We start from the raw sequence: 21,633 nt of genomic DNA, 5'->3' as shown, positions 1-21,633 counted from the left end.
GGCGCGGAGAGGCGGATCAGTGAAGGGCTTTCCCCTCGACATCGTGCTTGCCGTGATCGGCATCGCGGTGCCGATCGTGGCGTTCGTCTGGGAATTCGTGCTCGTCGGGCGCAAACGCCTCGGCTACCGGGTACAGATGGACACCCCCGTCACGGGTGAGATCGAGTCGGTGTTTCCCGGGGTGTTGCCCCAATTGCGGCCGGAGGGTGAGGGTTCCGCGACGGACCTGCAGGACCTGTCGGTGGTGCTGATCCGCATCGAGAACAACGGCGTCACCGATATCGACACCCGCGACTACGCCTCGCCGGAATCCGACCCGGTCGGGATGCACATCCACTTCCCGCACCGCCGCATCATCGGCATGGCGGTCACCGAACTGTCCGACGACGCCCTGGGCGACAGCCTGAAACCGGGCACCGGCATCGCGCGGCGCGAGGACGAGCAGCATCGGGTCGGGATCATCGATCTGCCCAAGGTGCCGATGGATCAGGGCGACCACTACAAGATCCTCGCCATCCTGCAGCGCACCGCCGGGGCGGGCGAATATCCGACGCCGGTGGTGCGGGCCAAGCTCAAGGGCGGGCGGGTGGCGGAGTCCCGCAGCCGCAACCGCCCGTCGCCGAAACTGTTGGCGCTCATCGGTTTTCTGGTCGCGGTGATCGCGGTGCAGTTCGCGGTGAACCTCGACAGCGGCAAGTCGAGCACCGACGCCGCCGACTGTCTCGCCGGAAAGCTCACCCTGGTCGGCTCCACCGCGTTCGAGCCGGCCATCCGCGATGCCGCGGCCGCCTATGCCGCGCACTGCTCGACCGCGCAGTTCACCTTCGAATTCGATGGCACCGACCGGGGTTCGAGCCGCGTCGACGAGGACGGCAAGAACAATCCGGGCCTGCTCACCATCAGCGACGGCCCCAAGAACGTCGGCTACCCCAGCCTGGTCCCCCGCACCCTGGCGCTGTCGCTGTTCACCCTGGTCGTCAATCCCGGTGTGGGCCTGCACGATCTGAGCATCCAGCAGATCCGCGACCTGTTCGCGGGCCACGTCGACAACTGGCAGTTGCTCGGCGGCCCGGATCTGCCGGTGCGGGTGGTCGACCGCCCCTTGGGTTCCGGGACCCGCGAGACGTTCCGGGCCCGGGTGCTCGGTGACGACCAGCCCCCTGCGCCCGCCGCCACCGGCTGCCGCACCATCGCGGCCACCAACCCGCCCGGCCCGGCCTTCTGCGAGGCTCCGGTCACCGCGGACATGCTGAGAACCGTTGCGGACCTGCCGGGTTCGATCGGCTACAGCGAGAACTCGGACGCCACAAAGGCTTCCGGCGTCAAGACCGTGACCATCGACGGTCACAGCGCCACCCGTGATCAGGTGCTCGATCACAGTTATCCGTTCTGGAACGTCGAATACGCCTACAGCAACGGCGAATTGCCCGCCGATTCGCTGGCGGCGGCATTCCTGCGGTTCCTGACCTCCGGGACCGGGCGTGATGTACTGCGGTCGCACGGCAACACACCCTGCGGTGAGCTGCCGAATCCGACCACCTGCACACCGGAGAAGTAGGCCCGGAAAAGGCCGAGGGCCCGGCCGCTCTCGTGAGCGCCGTGTAGCTCTCAGAGAGAGGGCCGGACCCAGGTATCGAACCGACTAGCCCTTGAACGGGTACTCACTGTCCAAGTCGTAGTTCAGTTCGACGACATTGACCGTCTTCTCGCCCATGAAGCCGAGAGCGCGGCCGCTGGTGTGCGCGTCCACCAGGCTCTTCAGCTGATCCTGGCTGATGTTGCGGGCCTTGGCGACCCGCGCCACCTGGATGGCCGCGTAGTCCGGCGAGATCTGCGGATCCAGCCCCGAGGCCGAGGCGGTCACCGCGTCCGACGGCACCGGGGTGTCGACGGCGGCGTCGCCGCGGATCGGCACGATCTGGCCCGCCGAGTAGTCCTCGCCGCGCTTGGCGCACTCCACCGTCACGCCCTTGTAGGCCTGCTGGAACGGCTTGGTGGTGCCGTCGGTGGCGCACGCCTCGTTGACCGAGACCACCTTGGTCGGGTTCGGCACCTGTCCGTGCGAGTCACGCGGGCCGAAGACCGCGAGCACCGAGCCGACACCGCCGGAAGTGCAGAACGGGCGACTGCCGTCCACGCCTTCCAGGGTTCCGACCGCCTGGCTGCGCGAGCACACCGTGCTGAGCAGGCTCAGCTTGTCCTTCTTCGGGTCGCTGGCATCCAGGCTGTCCACCACCGATTCCGGGCCCATATTGCCGAACGCGGTGTTGGTCGGGTCGTAGCCGTCGGGGATGCTGCCGTCGGTCGGGGCCGAGTTCGACGGCCGCGTCTGGAAGTACTGCACCAGCGCGTCGCCCTTGCCGTCGGTGAACGCCTGACCGATCAGGCTGGAGCCGACCAGCTTGCCGTCCTTCTCGATCAGCGACCCGTTCGCCTTGTCCTTGAGTCCGGGCAGCTGCGAGATACCGAGAACCACTGCCGGATAGATGATTCCGGTGATCACCGTGAGCACCAGCAGCGCGCGCAGCGCCGCCACGTGCTGGCGGATCCAGCTAGACATACGCATCAGGACATCCCGGGGAAGAATTGAATGATCAGGTCGATGAGCTTGATCCCGATGAACGGCGCGATGATGCCACCCAGGCCGTAGATGTAGAGATTGCGGCTCAACAGTTTCGACGCGCTCGACGGCCGGTAGTTCACGCCGCGCAACGCCAGCGGGATCAGGCCGACGATGACGAGTGCGTTGAAGATGACCGCCGACAGGATCGCCGACTGCGGCGAATGCAGCCGCATGATGTTGAGGACGTCCAGGCCCGGGAACAGCACCACGAACATCGCGGGAATGATCGCGAAGTACTTGGCGATGTCGTTGGCGATCGAGAACGTGGTGAGCGCGCCACGGGTGATCAGCAACTGCTTGCCGATCTCGACGATCTCGATCAGCTTGGTCGGGTCGGAGTCCAGGTCGACCATGTTGCCCGCCTCTTTGGCGGCGGACGTTCCGGTGTTCATGGCGACGCCCACGTCGGCCTGCGCGAGCGCGGGCGCGTCGTTGGTGCCGTCACCGGTCATGGCGACCATGCGGCCACCGGCCTGTTCCTTCTTGATCAGCGCCAGCTTGTCCTCGGGAGTCGCCTCGGCGAGGAAGTCGTCGACACCGGCCTCGTCGGCGATCGCCTTGGCGGTCAACGGATTGTCGCCGGTGATCATGACGGTGCGGATGCCCATCTTGCGCATCTCGTCGAAGCGTTCCCGCATGCCGGACTTGACGACGTCCTTGAGATGGATGACGCCGACCAGCGTGGCCTTGCCGTCCTTGACCTCCGCGACCACCAGCGGGGTGCCGCCGGAGGCCGAGATGCCGTCGACGGTCGCGCCGACCTCGGCCGGCACCGCACCACCTTGGGCGCGAACCCATTCGGTGACGGCGCTGGCCGCGCCCTTGCGCAACTGGTGCCCACCGGCCAGGTCGACGCCCGACATGCGGGTCTGGGCGGTGAACTCCACCCAGGTCGCGCCGGTGAGCTCGCCGGGGGTGCGCTCGCGCTTGTTGTACGCGGTCTTGGCGTACACCACGATGGAGCGGCCCTCGGGGGTCTCGTCCGCGAGGCTGGAAAGCTGTGCGGCGTCGGCCATTTCGTCGGCGGTGACACCGGGCATCGGCACGAAGTCCGAGGCCTGACGGTTGCCCAGGGTGATGGTGCCGGTCTTGTCGAGCAGCAGCGTGTTCACGTCACCGGCGGCCTCCACGGCACGACCGGACATGGCCAGCACATTGCGCTGCACCAGGCGGTCCATGCCCGCGATGCCGATGGCCGACAGCAGCGCGCCGATGGTGGTCGGGATCAGACACACCAGCAGCGACACCATGACGATGCCGGTGACACCGTTCATGTCGAGGGCCAGATTGTCCGGCACGCCAGGGTTGTTCACCTTCGAGAAGATGGCCAGCGGCTGCAAGGTCGCCACCGCGAACACGAAGATGATGGTGAGCGCGGCCAGCAGGATATTGAGCGCGATCTCGTTGGGCGTCTTCTGCCGCGACGCGCCCTCGACGAGCGCGATCATCTTGTCGATGAACGAGCCGCCGGGCTCCTGGGTGATCTTGACGACCACCCGGTCCGACAGCACCGTGGTGCCGCCGGTGACCGCGGAACGGTCACCGCCGGACTCGCGGATCACCGGGGCGGATTCGCCGGTGATGGCCGACTCGTCCACCGAGGCAATGCCTTCCACGACGTCGCCGTCGCCCGGGATGACCTGACCGGCTTCGACGACCACGAAGTCGCCGCGCTGCAGCTCGGGAGCCGCCACGCTCTCCTCGACCGCCTGCGCGCCGGGTGACCAGTTGACCAGTCGGCGAGCGACGGTGTCGGTCTTGGCTTTTCGCAGCGCGTCCGCCTGCGCCTTGCCGCGCCCCTCGGCGACGGCCTCGGCGAGGTTGGCGAAAACGACTGTCAGCCACAGCCATACGACGATGGCCCAGGCGAAGAAGGACGGATCGACGATCGCGAGGATGGTGGACCAGACCGCGCCGATCTCGACGATCAGCATCACCGGATTGCGCCACATGACTCGCGGATCCAGCTTGCGCACCGCGTCCGGCAGGGCCTTCAGCAGCATCTTCGGGTCGAACAGTCCGGCGGCGGGTCCGCCGCGTCCGGTCTTGGCCGCCGCGTCGGTCACCGGCGCGGAATCGAGGGTGGGAGTGCTCATGAGTGGATTCCTTCAGCGAGCGGGCCGAGCGCCAGCATGGGCAGGAAGGTGAGCGCGACCAGGATGATCGTCACCCCCGCCACCATGCCGACGAACTGCGGCCGATGCGTCGGCAGCGTGCCTTCGGAGGCGGGCGTGAAGCCTTGCGACGCCAGCGATCCGGCCAGTGCCAGCACGAAGATCAAGGGCAGGAAGCGGCCGAACACCATGGCGAGGCCGAGCGCGGTGTTCCACCACGGCGTATTGCCCGACAGACCGGCGAACGCCGAACCGTTGTTGTTGGCCGCGGAAGTGAAGGCGTACAACACTTCCGAGAGTCCGTGTGCTCCCGAGTTGGCCATGCCCGCTCGTTCGCCGGGCAGTGCCATGGCGATGGCGGTGCCGGTCAGCACGATCAGCGGCGTCACCAGGAAGTACGCGGCGGCGAGCTTGATCTCCTTCGGAGTGATCTTCTTGCCCAGGTATTCCGGGGTGCGACCGACCATCAGACCGGCGATGAACACCGTGATCACGGCCAGGATCAACATGCCGTAGAGGCCCGATCCGGTGCCACCGGGCGCGACCTCGCCGAGCTGCATGTTGAACATGCTCATCATGCCGCCGAGGCTGGTGTACGAATCGTGCGCCGAGTCCACCGCACCCGTCGAGGTGAGCGTGGTGGCGGTGGCGAAGGTCGCCGAATTCGATACGCCGAAGCGGGTTTCCACGCCCTCCATGGACGCGCCGATGGCGCTGGGCACGGTGCCGTGGTGCTGCAACTGGAAGAGGTTCATCAGCGTGACGCTCAGCAGCGCCAGGGTCGCCATGACCGCGGCGATGGCCGCGCCCTGCTTCTTGGAGCCGACCATGCGCCCGAAGGTGCGCGGCAGCGAGAAGCTGATCACCAGCAGCAGGAAGATCTCCAACCAGTTGGTCCAGGCGGTCGGGTTCTCGAACGGGTGCGCGGAGTTCACGTTGTAGAAGCCGCCGCCGTTGGTGCCGAGCAGCTTGATGACTTCCTGGCTGGCCACGGGTCCACCCGGCAGGGTTTGTGAACCGGTGTTGCCGACGGTCGCCGCGACCTGGTCGTAGACGTGCAGGTTCTGGATGACGCCGCCCGCGATGAGCACGATGGCGAAAACGACGGACAGCGGCAACAGGATTCGGATGGTTCCCCTCACCAGATCCACCCAGAAGTTGCCGAGTTCGCCGGTATGGCGACGGGCGAACCCGCGCACCAGGGCGATCGCCACCGAGATACCCACGGCCGCCGAGACGAAGTTCTGCACGCTCAGGCCGACGGCCTGCACCACATGACCCATCGTCGATTCACCGGCATAGTTCTGCCAGTTGGTGTTGGTGACGAAGCTGATGGCGGTGTTCCACGCCAGATCCGCGGTCATCTTGGTGCCCGGATCGTGCAGATGCCACGGCAGTTTGCCCTGGATCAGCTGCAGGAAGAACAGGAAGAAGACGCTGACGGCCGAGAAGGCCAGCACGCTGCGCGCGTACACGGCCCAGGTCATCTCGACCCCGGGCTGGACACCGATCAGGCGGTAGATGCCCTTCTCGGCCCGAGAATGCTTCTCGCTGCTGTAAACCCGGTACATGTAATCCCCGAGCGGGATGTGCACCGCGGCCAGCGCGATCACCAGGGATACGACGAAAAGGATCCCCGCGACAGTCGTGCTCACTTAGAACCTCTCCGGATACAGCAGCGCGGCCACCAGATAGACGGCGATGCCGATGGCCAGGACCAGACCGACAATGTTCTGAGTCACAGCCGTTCCACCCCGCGTTGGATCAAGCCGAGCAGGGCGAAGATCGCCACTGTCAGCACCGTGAACACCACGACGGACATCTCTCGAAACCTCTCTCTAACGTGCCGCGTCCCGAGACGCGCCGGAGTGAGTCAAGCGCCCGACCAGGAGCCGAGCGAGGTCCTTTACGCCTTCTTAGCGTTCCAGAGGGGTGCGTTGACGCTCCGCTTACAGGGTCGCGTGGCGTGGCGCACAGATGTCGTCAGGATTTTCGGCATGAAGCGTCAAGGATCCGTCAGGACCTGGGGGTTCGAGGGTCCGACGAGAGCGCGGCGGGGCCGGGAACGCCGCCGGGGCGCTCCGTGAATACGGAACGCCCCGGAATCGGTATGCGAGTTGGCTAGCGCGGGTGGGCTTCCAGCACGGTGCCGTCCGCGCTCGCCGCGAGATAGCCGCCGCCGTAGTCATCGGTCTCGTAGACCAGCAGGGTCGGCTTGTTGTCGTTGAAGGTCCACGCGGGCTGCACGATGATGTAGCGCAGCGTGGGATTGGGGACGCCGAGCTGCGCGTGCGCCGCCGTCAGCAGCGCGGGAATGGCATCCCAGTTGAAGGTGTCCAGGTCGATGGTCGGGTCGGTGAGCTTGCCGCCCGCCCCCTCCCGGCTGGCCGAACCGTTCTGGTAGGCGAAGTTGTCGTACAGGGTGGGTTGATTCGCCACCGCCGCACTGGTTTTCACGGACGTCGGGTAGATCGTGGTCTCCAGGAACTGCTTGCCACCGGTGAACTTCTGCAATGCCGCGATGGCCTTGCGTACACCCGCCGGGGTCAGCAGGTCTTCCACCGGACCCTGCGGCGTCGTGGCCGCGCCCGTACGGATGGTCACTCCGGGACCGATGGTGACGCCCGGCCCGAAGTTCACCGTGGGCTGCACCTGGCCCGACGGCTGCGCCGAAGTCCCTTGGCTTCCAGAAGAATTCGGCCACAACGCGACCGCCGCGACCACGGCCGCGACTGCCGCCACGGCAACACCGGCCAGGATCCACGGCCGGGCGCCACTACCCTCCGGCTTGCCGACGGGCATCGAGTACGGCGGTGGAATCTGTTGGTGCGCACCGGAACCCCGACCGTCCTGCGGGAATCCCAGCGGCTGCGAGAGGGTGTTGTGCGAGCCCGTGGACGTCGGATATCGCAGCGGACCGGACTGCCCGCCGGAATTCGAGTGCGGACCGGACTGCCCGCCGCCCGGGTGAAACGCGGCAGGCGAACCGGGGTAGGAGTTCCCGTCGTTCCCGCCGTAGGGCCCCGACTGTCCGCCGGTCCCCGACCAGAACGCCTGCTGCCCGGTGGGTGGCGGCGTAAACGGTTGTGGCGTAGTCGCATTCGAGTTCCGGTATACCGGCCCGTCGGCCATCGGATAGTCGCCGGTCGCCTCCGCCTGCGCCAGCATCCGATCCAGCTGATCCGGCGGCGGCCGATGTCCCGGATTCGGCACCAGCAGCGCCTGGATCACCGGTGTCAGCGCCCCCGCCCGCTCCGGCGCGGGCACCGCCCCCATCAGCACGGCGGCCAGCGTGGCGACATCGGTATCCCGCCGCATCGGCTGATACCCCTCGACGGCGGCGAACAGCACCAGCCCGAGCGACCACAGATCCGACGCCGGATTCCCCTCGTGCCCCTGCAACCGTTCCGGTGCGACGTAGGGCAGCGACCCGACCACGCTCCCCGTCGACGTGAGCCCCGTGAGGTCGTTGACCGCCGCGATCCCGAAGTCGGTGAGCACCGGCGAACCATCCTGCCGCAGCAGCACATTGGCCGGTTTCACATCCCGATGCAGCACCCCCACCGCATGCGCCGCCCGCAAAGCGGCAAGTATCCCCCGCCCCACCCGAGCCGCCTGATCCGGCGGCATCGCCCCTTCCCCCAGCCGATCCGCCAGCGACCCGCCCGCCACCAACTCCATCACGATCCACGGATGCTTCTCGGCAGGCGTATCCACAATGTGGTGAATGGCCACCACATTCGGATGCCCGATCCGAGCCAGCGCCCGAGCCTCCCGCAGCACCCGCTCCCGATGCACCTCCGGCGCCACCCGAGCATCCTCGGAGTCGGCCCGCACCTCTTTCAGCGCCACCTCCCGATGCAACGCCACGTCATACGCCCGCCACACCGTGCCCATGCCGCCACTACCGAGAGGTTCGATCAACTCGAAACGCCCGTCGACCATCGCCCGCCCGGAATTCACGCCGTCAGCTTAGGGTCCCCACACCCCGAGCGCGACACGCCTCCCGGGAATCGCGTTCCGAGAGCGCGGAGTCACGGGTGCGGGAGCATTTCCGGCTGGGCGAGATGCGCCAGGGTTTCGGCGGGGTTCGAATCGCCGCGGCCGAAGACGGCATCGAAATAGGCCAGTAGGCAGGCGCGTTGGAGGTCGATCGAGCGGGTGGGGTCCATCGAGCCGATCGCGGCGTTCTGGACGGCTGTGTTCACCAGGCCCGCGGTAGCCAGTTGGGGCACGATCACTTGTTCGTCGGTGAAGGACATGTGGCGGGTGCCTGCGATGCGGAAGGGCAGTTTCAATCCGGAGTTGTGTGGCCAGGACGATTCCCAGCCTGGGTTTCCGAACCACGGGGAGGTGTCGGCGGCGAGCATGAGGAGGGGGCGGTCGAGGCCGTCGGTGGCTACCGAGCCGAGAATCGGGCCGTCCAGGTCGACTGCGGCCGCGATCCTCGGGTCGTCGTGCATGGTTTGGGCGGCGGTGGTGCCGCCCAGGGAATGGCCGAACATGCCGACCTTCGTCAGGTCCAGGTCGTCGGCCAGTTGGGGTGGGAGGGCCGCGGTCGCGTCGGTGGAATGTCGGGCGGCGGCGGTGAGCTGATCGAGGACGAATCGTGCATCGGCCACTCGGATCGGCAACAGCTGGTCGCCCAGGACGTTCAGTGGCGAATCCAATGGCACCACGGTGTTTTCGGTGCGCCCATCCGGGAATTGCACCGAGAACGCCTCGTGCGTGTGGTTGATGGCGACCACGATGTAGCCGTGGCTGGCGAGATCCTCGGCCTGGGCGGTGTTCAAGCCGGTGGTGTCGTCCAAGCCCGGCGAATTCAGCAGGATCGGAAACCGGTCGCCGCCACTTCGCGCCCTCGCGTCGGTGCGGCCATGACTGGGCGCGAGAGCCCAACTGCCGGCGGGTACACCGCTCTGCGCGAGGCCGTAGGCCTGTTCCGCCAGGCCACCCGGTGGCATCCACGGTGCCATCGGCGAGGTGTCGGCCTCGTCGGCCGGATACCAGACCTGCACCATCAGTTCGCGTCGTCGGCTCGGATCCCATGGATCGGCTCGATTGCCGTCGGTGAGATGCAATTCGGTGACGCCGACCGGAGCGGGTCCGGTCGGAGCGGGCAAGGTGATCGTGACAACCGCATCGGTGGGGGCGTCGGGACTTGCCGCCGCCACACCCACGACAGCTGTGGCCGTCATCGACACCGCGGCGACAGTCAGGACATGCCGCCGAAAACCCTTGTGTTCCAAAATAATTCCCCCGAGTCGAGATGAGCCTCAGCTGGCCACCATACAAGATCTGAAACAGGGACGGTCCACTGATCGCGTGGTTTGGGGCCGGATATTCTGAAATAGGTTGCATCACAATATAATTCGGTCGAATTGATGGATTGATCGGCGTAGAATTGAGGGATGACTCGGGGAGGGGAAATATGCGAAGCGGCTGCCGCAATCCATGCGGCAGCCCTCTCCGATGAAGTGGACTTCCTGGCCGAAGACAACCTCGACCCGATGTCGGATTCCGAGATCGTGAAGCTGTTGCAAGAGATGGAATCCTGCACGCGCCGGATGGCCGCGGTGCAGCATCGGGTGCTCCATCAGATCGAAATACGCGGCATCCCGGCGCAATCCGGGTTGAAGTCGATGCCACGGTTCCTGGAACACACGCTGCACCTCGGTGCCGCCGACGCACGCGCACGCTGCCGGGCCGCGACCCTGCTCGGCATGCGCGAAGTGTCCGGACAGATGCTGCCACCGTGGCTGCCGTGGACCGCGGCCGCCCAATCGGTCGGACTGGTTTCCGCGGAGCACGCGCGAGTGATCGGACGGATCATGGACCGCCTGCCGGTGAAACTCGATGTCGAACAACGCGAAACCGTCGAATTCCAACTCGCCGAATTCGCCACCAACACCACTCCGGATGATCTGCCGAAAATCGGTGACCGAATCTTGGCTTACCTCGACCCCGACGGCAGCCTCACCGACGACGAAGACCGCCAACGCGGGCGCGGCGTCACGCTGGGCAAGCGGCGCGTCGATGGGCTGTCGCCGCTCAGCGGTGAAATCACTACGACACTGCGCGAACTGCTCGAACCCGTTCTGGCCAAACTCGCCCGCCCCGGCATGTGCAACCCCGCCGACCCCGAAAGCCCCTGGGCTCCCGAGCACGTCGACCGCGATGTCCTCGACGCCGCCGCAAACCGTGACCGCCGCTCGACGGCGCAACGCAATCACGATGCGCTGGTGGCATTCCTGCGCCCGGAACGCGGCCCCGCCAACCTCGGCGACCATCGCGGATTGCCGGTCTCCACGATCCTCACGATGAGCCTGGCCGAGGTCGAGGCCCGTGCCGGTGTCGCGACCACTGCATCCGGTGGGAGTGTGCCCCTCTCGGAAGCGTTGCGGTTGGCGGAGAAGTCGACGCCGTTTCTGGCGATCTTCGACCACAACGGCATGCCCCTGCACCTGGGCAAGGTGCACCGCCTGGCCAACCCGGCACAACGCCTGGCGTTGATCGCCGCCGAACGTGGCTGCACCCGTCCCGGTTGCAACGCACCTGCGACTTTGGCTGCGGTGCATCACATCACCGACTGGTCCAAGGGCGGCCCGACCGACATCGAGAATCTGACTTTGGCATGCGATGCCTGCCACGCCCTGGTCAACGACACCCCCAACGGCTGGAAAACCGTTGTCATGCCCCCGGATTCACCCCATGCCGGGCGAACCGGTTGGATCGCGCCACCACCGTTGGATCCGACCGGTATCCCGCAGGTCAACACCCGACATCACGTGGGTGAGTTGGCCGTGGCCACCCTCGCCGACCTGCGCACCCACCACGCTCGCCGACGTACGAGACCGCCCCGCGAATAGCGTTCGGGGACCTGCGGAACAAGCCTGCTCGCGACCTGTCAATGATGGGCTTGCGCACGCGCAGCGCTCGCTCACCTGCGTCGGAAGGTCGGCCTAGGCCCCTATTGCGTTCAGGGTGAGAGACGGTGGCGGGAACGTACCGGCTCGAGCTCGCGCGGCACTCATCGCACTGATGTCGGTGCGCGGGGACTTCCCTCCAATCACGTTCGGAGGTGTGGAAGAGGCTGCGGCGCTGGCGGAGAGGGCGGTTGGTTACTGCTGGTCCGGGTGTGGGGCCGGTAGTCCGAGGGCGGTCAGTAGTCGAGCGCAATCGGGTGTGCCGATGGTCAGGTACGGACCCGTGAAAGTGGGCGTCGCCGACCAGTGCATGCGGTCCGGTAGCTCGATCAGCAATGGATTCAGCGGTGGCACAGTGAGTTCGATCGCGGGGACGTGCACCGTGCTCGATGCGGACTGTGCACCGACGCGGGCGGCGCGGCTACCGCGGCGGTAGCGGGGTCGGCCTCGGGCGAGGCAGCGGCGGGAGGGGGCGTAGACGAGGGCTTCGCCTGCGCTGAACTCCAGCAGGTACTTCGGTCCGGGGTGTCTCGCGCTCAATACTGTTGTCTCGATGGCCAATACGATCAGGATGGCGATGGCACCGGCGATAGCGATCGGCAGGCCGGCCGTCGGATGCCTTGCCAGCATGGCCAGTTCAGCTGTGCAGGCGACGAGGAAGCCGCCCACGAAGAGGGTCGGGATCAGTACCAGCCCTTGCGAGATCGAGGTACCGCCGGAGGCGTACAGCTCGATCGGGCGGGGCGGGGTCGGCACTCCCCGGTGCAGGACGGCCACGAGGCGATCGAAATCCGCGGCGGACAGGGTGATGTGCACGCTGGTTGCCGCGGGGCCGCCGACGCCCGGCGGTGCCGCGTCACGGCCCCGGGCGCCGATTCGCACACTGCGATAGCGGGTTCGGATGTGCAGCACGCCGCCGATGGTCGTGCCGACACCCCGCTGCCACCACCGGCCCGGCGGCGGTCCACCGACCCGCGAAGCGGTACCGAAACGTCCGAGCTCGACCCCGGACCCATTGAGCCGCACCGTAATCGGACGACTGTCGAGGTATTTCGACAGCGGAACAGTGGCCACCGCGACCGCCAGCCCGAACACCATGATCGAGAGAACGCGGGTGTCGTGGCGGCCGCTGGGGTGCAGCACCCGCACCAGCCCCATCTCACCGCCGTAGAACACCGCGATCACAGCGACCCAGCACATCCACGCCCACCACGGCCGCGCCGTGCCACGGAACTCGACACCTGCGTCCTGCATGTCACGACACCTCACCTGCCGACCCGGCCCTCGTGGATCAGCGACTTTCACGCTCAGGGTAGCCGGGGCCGCACTCACGCACCCGGGTGAGCGATGGCGGCTCGGAGGAAAGCCAGCAGTGGCCTCAGATCCGATATCGCGTCGTTCGCGAATTCCGGATCAGCGATGCCGATATCGCGGGCCACATCCTTGCCGCTGACTCCCGCACGAGCGACCAGCTCCTCGGAGACCCGCTTCGGCAGCAGCAGGAAATTCCGATCGGGCTGATCGATGGTCCACGCGACCGTTCCCTCGTAGCCCTCGACCGTGTCACGAAGCCACTCGAGGAACCCCTCGGGCTCGATCTCGAAGCGCCAGACAATTTGCGGAGGCGTTCGCCGCGTACCGCCATCGTCGTACCCGACGTCGATCCCGAACCATTCGATGTCTCCGATCAGTGCGAATATCCGCAATGCTTCCGACGAGACTGCAACGGGCTCGGGCACGGTCATTGATACCACCGGATTCGCGGCCCCCGCCATGCACGGACCTGCCACCCCTGCACGGATGCCGTCAACATCGCGCCCCCACCCCGTAAAGAAAGTGTTAGGGCCGGTCGGCTGACCAGCGAGGGAGGTAAAAAGTGGAATGTTCGGCCGAGCCCGCAGACTGCTCGGCCGGGCTCGTGTTTCGCGGACTTGTTAGGAGAAGAGCGTGCCGCAGATCGCGGTCACCCTGATGGTGATCTTCGGGTTCGTCGCCTGTGCGCTGCTGTTGCGGGTGCTGTCCCATGCCGAGGCTGATCGGGAGCGTGTCCGCACGTCGAACCAGGGCTTGCGCGCGCCGCGCGCAATGATGGACGAGTGAAACGCGGCCAACTACGGATCTATCTGGGTGCTGCCCCCGGCGTGGGGAAGACCTTTTCGATGCTCTCCGAAGCGCATCGGCGGATCGAGCGTGGGCGCGATGTGGTGGCCGCGGTGGTGGAGACGCACGGGCGGTCCAAGACGGCGGAGATGCTGGGCGGGATCGAGCGGATTCCGCCCCGGATGATCGAGTATCGGGGCACCAGCATGCCTGAACTCGATGTGGAGGCGGTGCTGCGGCGGCGGCCGTCCGTCGTCCTCGTGGATGAGTTGGCGCACACCAATATTCCGGGCAGCAAGCACGAGAAGCGCTGGCAGGATGTGCAGGAACTGCTGGACGCGGGGATCGACGTGGTCTCCACCGTCAACGTGCAGCACCTGGAGAGCCTCAACGACGTGGTCGAGCAGATCACCGGGATCGTGCAGCGGGAAACGGTGCCGGACTGGGTGGTTCGCTCCGCCGATCAGGTCGAGCTCGTCGACATCACGCCGGAAGCGTTGCGGCGCAGGCTCTCTCACGGCAACGTGTACGCGGCCGAGAAGGTGGATGCCGCGCTGCGCAACTACTTCCGACCCGGAAACCTCACGGCGCTGCGGGAATTGGCCCTGCTGTGGCTGGCCGACCAGGTCGACGCCGCGCTCGCCAAATACCGCGAGGACCACAAGATCACCGCGACCTGGGAGGCCAGGGAACGCGTGGTCGTGGCCGTCACCGGCGGCCCCGAATCCGAGACCATCGTGCGCCGCGCCAGCCGCATCGCCGCCAAGTCCAGCGCCGAGCTGATCGTGCTGCACGTGGTGCGCGGCGACGGCCTGGCGGGAGTTTCGGCGCAGCGACTCGCCCGGCTGCGAGATCTGGCCACGGGGCTGGATGCCAGCCTGCACACCGTCACCGGCGAGGACGTGCCGACGGCGCTGCTGGACTTCGCACGGCAGGTCAACGCCACCCAGCTGGTGCTCGGCACCTCGCGCCGCTCACGCTGGGCGCGCATGGTCGATGAGGGCATCGGCGCCACCGTCGTGCAGGATTCGGGCAAAATCGACGTCCATATGGTGACCCACGAGGAATCCAACAGCGGCGGCGGACTGCGCTGGTCCTCGCTGACCCGCCGGGAACGCAAACTCGGATCGTGGTCGGCGGCGATCGCGGTGCCGTCGGCGATCTGCGCGATCATCTACTTCTGGCTCGACCGCCTGCTCGACCTCAGCGGCGAGAGTTCGCTGTTCTTCATCGGCGTGATCGCGGTGGCACTGCTCGGCGGTCCGGCACCGGCGGCGGCCTCGGCGCTGCTGTCGGGGATCCTGCTGAACTGGTTCTTCACCCAGCCCCGCTACAGCCTCACCATCGCGCAGCTCGACAACTTCCTCACCATCGTGGTGCTGCTGGTGGTGGCGGTCGCGGTGGCGGCACTGGTCGACGTGGCGGCCAAGCGAACCCGCGAGGCGCGCAAGGCTTCTCGCCAGGCCGAGCTGCTGACCCTGTTCGCGGGCGCGGTACTGCACGGCGCGGATCTGCCGGATCTGCTGGAGAAGGCCCGGGAAACCTACAACCAGGACTCGGTCAGCCTGGTCACCGACGACGAGGTCATCGCGTCGGTGGGTGACAAGCCGCCGACCAAGGTCAGCGACGCCGAAACCGCTTTGGAGGCAGGCGATGACATGCACTGGCTGCTGCTGCGAGGGCGTCCCGTGACCGCGGCGGACCGACTCGTACTCGGCGCGGTCGCCAATCAGGCCGCGGGACTGGTGCATCAGACCCAGCTGCAGGCCGAAGCCAGTGCGGCACAGGCGGTCATGGAGGCCGACAAACTGCGCCGGGCACTGCTCTCGGCCGTCAGCCACGACCTGCGCACCCCGCTGGCCGCGGCCAAGGCGGCGGTGTCGAGCCTGCGCAGCGACGACGTGGAGTTCTCCCCCGAGGACACCGCCGAATTGCTGGAAACCATCGAGGAATCCGTCGATCAGCTGACCGCACTGGTCGGCAACCTGCTCGACTCCTCGCGCCTGGCCGTCGGCGTCATCAAACCGCAGATGCGCAAGGTCTACCTCGACGAGGTGGTGCACCACGCGCTGATGGGCATGGGCACCCGCGGCCTGCGCCGCGCCGCCATGGACCGGGTCAAGGTCGAGGTCGGAACCGTCGCGGTGCGCGCCGACTCCGGTCTGCTGGAGCGCGTGCTGGCCAACCTCATCGACAACGCGGTGCGCTACTCCCCCGACGACTCGAGTGTCCGGGTGGCGGCCGAGAATACGGGTGAGCGGGTCGCCATCACGGTGGTCGACTCGGGACCGGGCGTTCCGACCGGCCTGGAAGATCAACTGTTCGAGCCGTTCCAGCGGCTCGGAGACCGCGACAACTCCACCGGCGTCGGCCTCGGCCTGTCGGTGGTGCGCGGATTCGTCGACGCCATGGGCGGCACCGTCCACGCGGAGCCCACCCCCGGCGGCGGCCTGACCATGGTGATCGATCTGCCCTCCGGTGCGACTCCGGTGGTCACGACAGAGGAGAACAGGTGACGAACGCGGCGCCGGCGCCGACCAAAGTCCTGGTGGTCGATGACGAACCACAGATCCTGCGCGCCCTGCGCATCAATCTGTCGGTGCGCGGCTACGAGGTGACGACGGCGGCCAACGGTGCGGCCGCCCTGCGCGCGGCCGCCGAGAAACACCCCGACGTGGTCGTCCTCGACCTCGGCCTGCCCGATATGGACGGCATCGAAGTCCTTGCGGGCCTGCGCGGCTGGTCGACCGCACCGGTCATCGTGCTCTCGGCGCGCACCGACTCCTCCGACAAGGTGGAGGCCCTCGACGCGGGCGCGGACGACTACGTCACCAAGCCCTTCGGCATGGACGAACTCCTCGCCCGCCTGCGCGCCGCGGTGCGCCGCTCCGCCAACACCGCCGACACCGCCGAACCGGTGATCGAAACCTCGTCCTTCACAGTCGATCTCGCCGCCAAGAAGGTCACCCGGCACGGCCGCGACATCCACCTCACCCCCACCGAATGGGGTGTGCTGGAGATGCTGGTCCGCAATCGCGGCAAGCTGGTCGGTCGCCGCGAACTGCTGCGCGAGGTGTGGGGCCCGTCCTACGCGACCGAAACCCATTACCTGCGTGTGTATCTCGCCCAGTTGCGCCGCAAACTCGAGGACGATCCGTCGCAGCCCAAACACTTGCTCACCGAAGCCGGGATGGGCTACCGCTTCCAGGCCTAGAAAAGTGATCAGGGAGCTCTCACCACGGGAAATCGGACAGTATTTCCCAGGGAGAGCTCCCTGATCTTCGAAGGACCCCTACAGGCTCGGCAGGGCCGCGGTGTGTTCGAAGGTCACCGCGTCGAGCTTGCCGGGATCCAGGCCCAGGCGGGTCAGGATGGTGGGAGCGACCTCGGTCAGCGAGACCTGGTCGGCGACATCGTGTTTGGCGATCCCCGAACCCACGACCAGCAACGGCACGTGGCGATCATCGGGGCTGGTGCCGCCGTGCTCGGCGATCTTGGACTTGCCCGCCGTGTACACGGTGCCGTTGGTGCCCGCGAACAGGTCCGGCACCCGGGCGTCATCGGCGGTGGTGTCGAAGTACTTCACCGCGTCCGCGCCCGCGTACACCTGGTTCACATCGACACCGGAGGCAGTGAACGGCTTCGGGTTGCCGGCGATATCGGTGCCGGTTCCCTTGGCCTCCAGCAGTTTCCGCTTGGCGAAGGCGATCGCGTCCGGGGAGCGGTCGGCCAGCCACCACAGGATGGCGGCATCGTCGATGGAGTGCGCGATCAGCTTCGGCGTCTCGGGATGGGCACTCGCCCACTCCTTGTCGATGGCGTCGATGATCGGGGCGTCGTCGACCCGGGTCAGCGCGTCCGCCTTGATCGGCGACTGCCCGTGCTTGGCGGTCAACACGATGGTGGTCTTGCCGGTCAACCCGGCCTTGTCCAACGCGGTCACGAACCGGCCCAGCTGCTGATCCACGAAATCCAGCGAACCGGCAAGCAGCGCACCGGGTTTGCCGTCCGCCGCGTACCCCTTGGAGGCAGCGATCTTCTGGGTGACCGACACCGCCTGGAAGTTCATCCCGAACAGCGCGGGCACCCCGGGCTGCTGGGTTCCGGAGTGATCCTTGCCCGCGATCTCGTTGACGATCGCGTCGGCCTTGTAGGTGTCGTAGCGACGGCCCAGCTCGGCGGACTTGGTCCACACGTCACCACTGGGCGACTTGCCGTCGATCTCCGGGGTGAACAGGTCGTCGATCGAACGCCCGCCGCGGCCGTTCATGATCTGATACGCCGGATGCTTGTCCGCCCACGCGGTGCGCTGCCCGGCGGCGTGCACGACGGAGAAGACCGAATTCACCTTCAGGTAGTCCGACGGCGAAATCGGCTGGCAGGTAACGGGATCCACCGGCAGCTTGGCCGGATCCAGCACGGTCGACGGGTCACCGGTCATGGCGGCGATGCCGTCGGGCAACCCACTGAGGCCCTGCCCGGCGTCGAGGCTGTCGGTGTTCTTGTCGATCTCCTCGGTCAGCGAGACCTGCGCGCCCTTCTTCGCGGTGGCACAGTCCTTGGTGCCCGCCGGGAGCAGATCGCGAGCCCAGGTGTCGTCGTAGTAGATGCCGGTGGTCTTCGGGCTGCCGCCGGTGACCAGGGCGATGGTGCCCGGGAACGAGTCGGCGGGCGCGGGGGCCTGCGCGCCGGTGTACTGCGCGCCGCGCGCGGCCAGCTTGGCCAGCGCCGAATCCGGGTGCGCCGCAACATAGTCCGTGAGATCGGACTGGTGCATGCCGTCGATCGACAGCAGCAGCACATGCTCGTCGTGCGCCGCCTTGTCACCGCCGCTGCCGCAACCCGCCGCCGTCAACCCCACCACCGCACACACACCGGCCACCACCAGCCGCTGACCTCTACCGCGCACCTGACTCAACTCCATTCCTCGCCTTCCGGCTCCCCACCCGGGGCATGCCGAGAATCCCGGAAAGAGTGGCCGCCCCGGATTACAGCAGGGCGACCGGACGGTGAGGCCCGCGCGAACAGTGTCAGCGCGAAAGGTGCAGCGGCAACGACTTCAGCCCGTTGTTGAGGTTGGACCGAATGCGCTGGGACGCACCGGTCTGCTCGATGCGGGGGAACCGCGCCAGCAACTCCTCGAAGAACACCCGGCCCTCCAGCCTGGCCAGATGCACACCCAGGCAGAAGTGCTGGGCCAGGCCGAAGGACAGGTGCGGGTTGGGATTGCGGCGGATGTCGAAGCGCTGCGCGTCGGCGAACACGTCCTCGTCACGGTTGGCGGAGGTGTACCACATGGCGACCTTGTCGCCCGCCTTGATCTCGACATCGCGCAGCACGGTGTCGGCGGTGGCGGTGCGCCGGAAGTAGTGCAGCGGGTTGGCGAAACGCAGGATCTCCTCCACCGCACCGGGAATCAGCGCCGGATCCGCCCGCAGCGCGGCCAGCTGCTCGGGATGCTCGAGCAGCAGTTGCAGGCCCGAGGACAGCATGGTCTTGGTGGTGTCGTTGCCCGCCGTCACCAGCTGCGTGAAGAAGCTGCCGAACTCCAAGTCGTCCATGGCTTTTCCGCCGAAGTTCCCGGCCAGGATCAGCGAGGTGAGATCGGCCCGGGGCGGCTGCTCGCGGCGCGCCATGCTGAACTGGATCGCGTAGATCGCCATCTTCGTCATCTCGGCGGTGGCGTCGAAATCACCGACCAGATCCGGATCCTGCTGGCTGGTGGACTGTTCGGCCCACTGCCGAATGTCGGGCCAGTCCGCCTCGGGAATCCCGAACAGCCCGCCCACCACCTGGCTGGGCAGCACCCCGGCCACGTCGTGCACGAATTCGGTGTCACCGTCGACGGTGTCGAGCAGCGCGCGGGTCAGCTCCCGGATGCGCTGCTCCATCTCCCCGATCACGCGGGCCTTGAAATGCTCGGCGAGCGGCCGCCGGTACTCGGTGTGCCGCGGCGGATCCATCATCAGCAGCATGTTGCGGGTCTGCTCGAGCCGCTCGGGCGGCATGTTCTCCAGGATCACGCCCTCACGCTCGGCGGAGAACAGTCGCGGATTGCGCGCCACCAGCGACACATCCGCGTGTTTGAGGACCGCCCAGTACCCCGGCTCGCCCGGCATGTCCTGCCAGTACACCGGCTGCGTGCGACGCAGATCCGCGAAGATCTGGTGGATCGGCCCGGACAGGTAGAGCTCCGGGTCGTAGATGTCCATCACCGTGCCCATGGCACACCTCGGTATTCGCTTGTCACCACTGGTCTTTCGTCTCGGACGCTAACCCCGCCGCGGCGGGCACGACGCGGTTCCAGGCCACGATCCCAGTCAGTGGACGGCACCCGGTGCGCCGTGCGGCGACCGGCATGAACCACCATGGGTGATATGTCTGTCGCGGCGATCGTTTTCGACATGGATGGCGTACTGATCGATACCGAGCCGATCTGGGAGGAGGTGCGGCGCGGGTACATCGACGAGATGGACGGCCGCTGGCTGTCCGACACCCAGGACCGGCTGATGGGGATGAGCACCGCCGAATGGTCGGCCTACCTGAGCAAGGACCTGCTCGACAGCCGCCGCACCCCGGGCGAGGTGGCCGACGACGTCATCTCCCGCATGGCCGCCCGCTACGCCGAGCACCTGCCGCTCATGCCCGGCGCCGCCGACACCGTGCGCAACCTCGCCCAGCACTACCGGCTCGGGCTGGCCAGCTCCTCACCACGACGGCTGATCGACGTCGCCCTCGACCACATGGGCCTCACCGCCATGTTCGGGGTGACCGTCTCCACCGAGGAGGTGGAACGCGGCAAGCCCGCACCCGACGGCTATCTCGCGGCCGCCGCCCGGCTGCACGCCCGGCCGCAGGACTGCGTCGCCATCGAGGACTCCAGCAACGGGTTGCGCTCGGCGCACGCGGCGGGCATGACCGTCATCGCCGTCCCGCACCCGCGCTACCCACCCGCCGCCGACGCCCTCGCCAAGGCCGACCGGGTGGTCGACTCCCTCGACGCCGTCACACCGAAGCTGGTGGCGGAATTCCGCTGACCGCGGGCGCGTTCCGTACGAGCGGCAACCGAATGGTTGTCCCGATGGACGCAATGGGAGGATCGTTGCCATGGCTGAACAGACCGCCGCACCGCAGACCACCGCCACCGAACCGGCCGCCGAGCCGGTGAAACTGTGGGCCGAGCGCACCGGCACCCGCGCCTACACCGGTCACAACAACCGCGGCGGCGAGGTGCTCATCGCATCCGCGGGCGTGCCCGGCGCGTTCACCCCGGGCGAGCTGCTCAAGATCGCCCTCGCCGGCTGCACCGGCCTCAGCGCCGACTTCACGCTGGCCCGCCGCCTCGGCGACAGCTTCGACGCCACCGTGCACGTCGCCGGTGACGCCGACCGCGAGAACGAGACCTACCCGGAGCTCACCGAGGACTTCGAACTCGATCTCAGCGAACTCGACGAGGAATCCCGCCAGCGCCTCCTGGTCGCCGCTCAGCGCGCCATCGACAAGGTCTGCACCGTCGGACGCACCCTGAAGGCGGGCACCACCATCAACCTGACCTTCCGCGTCGACGCCTGATGGCCGAACCGGTCCGGCTCAGCGGGTGGGTGCACGGCACGGTCCAGGGCGTCGGCTTCCGCTGGTGGACCCGCTCGCGCGCCCTGGAGCTGGGCCTGACCGGTTACGCCCGCAATCATCGCGACGGCCGGGTGCACGTCGTCGCCGAAGGTCCCCGCGATCGCTGCGAAACACTGCTCGACCTGCTACGTTCCGGTAATACGCCGGGGCGGGTAACCCTGGTGGTGGAAGACTGGAGTACCGCCCAGGGCGGCATGACAGGATTCGAAGAACGCTAGCGCGCGGCGAGCTCATGGAG

Annotated in this window: 18 protein-coding genes; 8 read left to right on the top strand and 10 right to left on the bottom strand. The window is 67.3% G+C overall.

Features of this window, described 5'->3' with window-relative positions:
• Window positions 1-19 precede the first annotated feature (19 nt).
• Entirely contained in the window at window positions 20-1,558 is a 1,539-nt protein-coding gene (locus OG300_RS02220) for a substrate-binding domain-containing protein (RefSeq protein WP_405491584.1), read from the top strand.
• An 84-nt stretch (window positions 1,559-1,642) separates the two neighbouring features.
• Here the strand turns inward: OG300_RS02220 and OG300_RS02215 are convergent, their stop codons facing one another.
• The 6 genes from OG300_RS02215 to OG300_RS02190 all read right to left on the bottom strand — a co-directional run bounded on the left by OG300_RS02215 (window position 1,643) and on the right by OG300_RS02190 (window position 9,935).
• Complete coding sequence (locus OG300_RS02215) at window positions 1,643-2,566, bottom strand: potassium-transporting ATPase subunit C (RefSeq protein WP_405491582.1); 924 nt, start codon at window positions 2,564-2,566, stop codon at window positions 1,643-1,645.
• Complete coding sequence (gene kdpB / locus OG300_RS02210) at window positions 2,566-4,719, bottom strand: potassium-transporting ATPase subunit KdpB (RefSeq protein ID WP_405491580.1); 2,154 nt, start codon at window positions 4,717-4,719, stop codon at window positions 2,566-2,568. The genes OG300_RS02215 and kdpB overlap by 1 nt, the downstream gene beginning before the upstream one ends.
• Window positions 4,716-6,392: a potassium-transporting ATPase subunit KdpA gene (gene kdpA / locus OG300_RS02205; protein ID WP_405491578.1), complete on the bottom strand. Its 1,677-nt coding sequence runs from the start codon at window positions 6,390-6,392 to the stop codon at window positions 4,716-4,718. The genes kdpB and kdpA overlap by 4 nt, the downstream gene beginning before the upstream one ends.
• Window positions 6,393-6,479 carry a K(+)-transporting ATPase subunit F gene (gene kdpF / locus OG300_RS02200; protein WP_397003699.1) on the bottom strand — a complete coding sequence of 29 codons (87 nt, stop codon included), beginning with the start codon at window positions 6,477-6,479 and terminating at the stop codon, window positions 6,393-6,395. It abuts the gene before it with no gap.
• 379 nt (window positions 6,480-6,858) lie between these two features.
• Window positions 6,859-8,700: a serine/threonine-protein kinase gene (locus OG300_RS02195; RefSeq protein WP_405491576.1), complete on the bottom strand. Its 1,842-nt coding sequence runs from the start codon at window positions 8,698-8,700 to the stop codon at window positions 6,859-6,861.
• Window positions 8,701-8,771: 71 nt separating this feature from the next.
• Window positions 8,772-9,935, bottom strand: coding sequence for an alpha/beta hydrolase family protein (locus OG300_RS02190; RefSeq protein WP_405491574.1), 1,164 nt, complete (start codon window positions 9,933-9,935; stop codon window positions 8,772-8,774).
• A gap of 213 nt (window positions 9,936-10,148) precedes the next feature.
• Here OG300_RS02190 and OG300_RS02185 point away from each other — a divergent pair, with 213 nt between their 5' ends.
• Window positions 10,149-11,606 (top strand): DUF222 domain-containing protein, encoded by a 1,458-nt coding sequence (locus tag OG300_RS02185; protein ID WP_405491572.1) that lies wholly within the window; start codon window positions 10,149-10,151, stop codon window positions 11,604-11,606.
• A gap of 252 nt (window positions 11,607-11,858) precedes the next feature.
• On the opposite strand, the gene OG300_RS02180 is transcribed toward OG300_RS02185, so the two are convergent.
• Together OG300_RS02180 and OG300_RS02175 are read right to left on the bottom strand one after the other, a co-directional pair.
• A complete protein-coding gene (locus OG300_RS02180) occupies window positions 11,859-12,917 on the bottom strand; it encodes a hypothetical protein (RefSeq protein WP_405491571.1) in 1,059 nt (352 codons plus the stop codon).
• Window positions 12,918-12,991: 74 nt separating this feature from the next.
• Entirely contained in the window at window positions 12,992-13,408 is a 417-nt protein-coding gene (locus tag OG300_RS02175) for a hypothetical protein (RefSeq protein WP_405491569.1), read from the bottom strand.
• A gap of 202 nt (window positions 13,409-13,610) precedes the next feature.
• Here OG300_RS02175 and OG300_RS02170 point away from each other — a divergent pair, with 202 nt between their 5' ends.
• Genes OG300_RS02170 through OG300_RS02160 form a run of 3 tightly spaced genes read left to right on the top strand, consistent with a single transcriptional unit; the run spans window position 13,611 to window position 16,977 of the window.
• Complete coding sequence (locus OG300_RS02170; protein WP_405491567.1) at window positions 13,611-13,763, top strand: hypothetical protein; 153 nt, start codon at window positions 13,611-13,613, stop codon at window positions 13,761-13,763.
• On the top strand, window positions 13,760-16,279 hold the full coding sequence (locus OG300_RS02165; protein ID WP_405491565.1) for an ATP-binding protein: 2,520 nt from the start codon (window positions 13,760-13,762) through the stop codon (window positions 16,277-16,279). Before OG300_RS02170 ends, OG300_RS02165 begins: the two co-directional genes overlap by 4 nt.
• Window positions 16,276-16,977, top strand: a complete 702-nt coding sequence (locus OG300_RS02160; RefSeq protein ID WP_405491563.1) for a response regulator — start codon at window positions 16,276-16,278, stop codon at window positions 16,975-16,977. The genes OG300_RS02165 and OG300_RS02160 overlap by 4 nt, the downstream gene beginning before the upstream one ends.
• Before the next feature lie 78 nt (window positions 16,978-17,055).
• On the opposite strand, the gene OG300_RS02155 is transcribed toward OG300_RS02160, so the two are convergent.
• Both OG300_RS02155 and OG300_RS02150 read right to left on the bottom strand, forming a co-directional pair.
• Window positions 17,056-18,687 carry an alkaline phosphatase family protein gene (locus OG300_RS02155; RefSeq protein ID WP_405491561.1) on the bottom strand — a complete coding sequence of 544 codons (1,632 nt, stop codon included), beginning with the start codon at window positions 18,685-18,687 and terminating at the stop codon, window positions 17,056-17,058.
• Window positions 18,688-18,793: 106 nt separating this feature from the next.
• Window positions 18,794-19,987 (bottom strand): cytochrome P450, encoded by a 1,194-nt coding sequence (locus OG300_RS02150; RefSeq protein WP_405491559.1) that lies wholly within the window; start codon window positions 19,985-19,987, stop codon window positions 18,794-18,796.
• Window positions 19,988-20,140: 153 nt separating this feature from the next.
• On the opposite strand from OG300_RS02150, the gene OG300_RS02145 reads away from it, so the two are divergent.
• The 3 genes from OG300_RS02145 (at window position 20,141) to OG300_RS02135 (ending at window position 21,613) form a co-directional block, all read left to right on the top strand.
• Window positions 20,141-20,800: an HAD family hydrolase gene (locus OG300_RS02145; RefSeq protein WP_405491557.1), complete on the top strand. Its 660-nt coding sequence runs from the start codon at window positions 20,141-20,143 to the stop codon at window positions 20,798-20,800.
• A gap of 70 nt (window positions 20,801-20,870) precedes the next feature.
• Window positions 20,871-21,335, top strand: a complete 465-nt coding sequence (locus tag OG300_RS02140) for an OsmC family protein (protein ID WP_405491555.1) — start codon at window positions 20,871-20,873, stop codon at window positions 21,333-21,335.
• Complete coding sequence (locus OG300_RS02135) at window positions 21,335-21,613, top strand: acylphosphatase (protein WP_405491553.1); 279 nt, start codon at window positions 21,335-21,337, stop codon at window positions 21,611-21,613. The genes OG300_RS02140 and OG300_RS02135 overlap by 1 nt, the downstream gene beginning before the upstream one ends.
• The last annotated feature ends 20 nt before the right edge of the window (window positions 21,614-21,633 follow it).

This window comes from Nocardia sp. NBC_00511, assembly GCF_045161165.1.
Classification (GTDB): domain Bacteria; phylum Actinomycetota; class Actinomycetes; order Mycobacteriales; family Mycobacteriaceae; genus Nocardia.
The sequence above is the reverse complement of the archived record's forward strand: the minus strand, read 5'-3'. Positions and strand labels throughout refer to the sequence as shown.